The 1,251-nt window shown below is 70.3% G+C and carries 2 protein-coding genes; one reads left to right on the top strand and one right to left on the bottom strand.

The features are described from left to right. Window positions 1-626, top strand: a 626-nt coding sequence (locus HUK84_RS18950; protein ID WP_281362865.1) for an adenine deaminase C-terminal domain-containing protein, incomplete at its 5' end; no start/stop codon positions are given. A gap of 37 nt (window positions 627-663) precedes the next feature. On the opposite strand, the gene HUK84_RS18945 is transcribed toward HUK84_RS18950, so the two are convergent. Beyond that, a partial coding sequence (locus HUK84_RS18945) for a cation:proton antiporter (RefSeq protein WP_176641605.1) occupies window positions 664-1,251 on the bottom strand: 588 nt, incomplete at its 5' end.

Here is a 1,251-nt window from a genome sequence, read left to right as displayed (position 1 = left end):
AGCCGCCCGGATACGGCAGCGTGCGGTTGCAGCGCCCCGTGACGGCGGAGGATTTCGTCGTGCCGGGCGCTGGCGCGGGACGGCCGGTGATGGGCATCGTGCCGGGCCAGATCATCACCGAATTCCTGACCATGGACCTGCCGGAGCGGGACGGCCAGGTGACGGCCGATCCGGCGCGGGACGTGGCCAAGGTGGCCGTGGTGGCGCGGCATGGGCTGAACGGCAATATCGGCCGGGGATTCGTGCGCGGGTTCGGGTTGCGGCGGGGGGCCCTGGCGTCGTCGGTCGGGCATGATGCGCATAATCTGTGCGTGGTCGGCACGGATGACGCGGACATGGCCGTCGCGATCAACCGCCTGGCCGCGATCGGCGGCGGGTTCGTCGTCGTGGTGGACGGCGCGGTCCAGGCGGAGCTGGAATTGCCGATCGCCGGGCTGATGAGCGATGCGCCGTTCGAGACGGTGCGTGCCGGGCTGGAAGCGTTGCGGGGCGCCACCCGCGCGATCGGGGTGACGCTGGAGGAGCCGTTCCTGCAACTGGCCTTTCTGCCGCTGCCGGTCGTGCCGCACCTGAAGATCACCGATCACGGGCTGGTCGATGTCCGGCGCATGGCGGTGATCGGGTAGCGTCCCGGCCGGCGCGCCAAGGTTTGGAGCACCAGCGTCAGCGGGCGGTGGCCATGGCGCGCGATGCGGACGAGGCCGGCGCGGGGCGCGGCCGGGGGGAGAGAAGGCGGAACATCGGGCCGGTCAGGGTGGTCGAGATGACCGCCAGCACCATCAGCGAGGCGAAGGCGAATTCGGAGATCATGCCCTGGCCGTGCAGAATGGTCGCGGCGACGATTTCCATCAGCCCCTTGCATTGCAGCAGCGCGCCGATGCCGAGCGCCTGGCGGCGGCTGAGCCCCGCCGCCGGCGGGAACAGATAGACGGCGCCGATCTTGGTCACGATGGAAATCGCCACCAGCGAGAGCGACGCGACGACCGACGGCCAGGTCAGGGCGTCGCCGTCGATATGCAGTCCGCTATGGCCGAAGAACATCGGGGCCAGCCAGATCAGCGAGAACGTGCCGACCCGTTCGACCGGCAGGCGGCGCACCCAGCTTGGCGGCATGATCGCCCCGGCGAAATAGGCGCCGATCAGTTCGTGCAGGCCCAGTTGCATGCTGGCCCAGGAGCCTGCGGCCAGATAGAGCGGCACCGCCAGCCAGATCAGCCACAAGGGCGGGTGCGCCAGGTTGCGGGTGGCCCA

Origin of the sequence: Nguyenibacter vanlangensis (assembly GCF_013376155.1) — a bacterium.
GTDB classification, from domain to species: domain Bacteria; phylum Pseudomonadota; class Alphaproteobacteria; order Acetobacterales; family Acetobacteraceae; genus Gluconacetobacter; species Gluconacetobacter vanlangensis.
The sequence above is the reverse complement of the archived record's forward strand: the minus strand, read 5'-3'. Positions and strand labels throughout refer to the sequence as shown.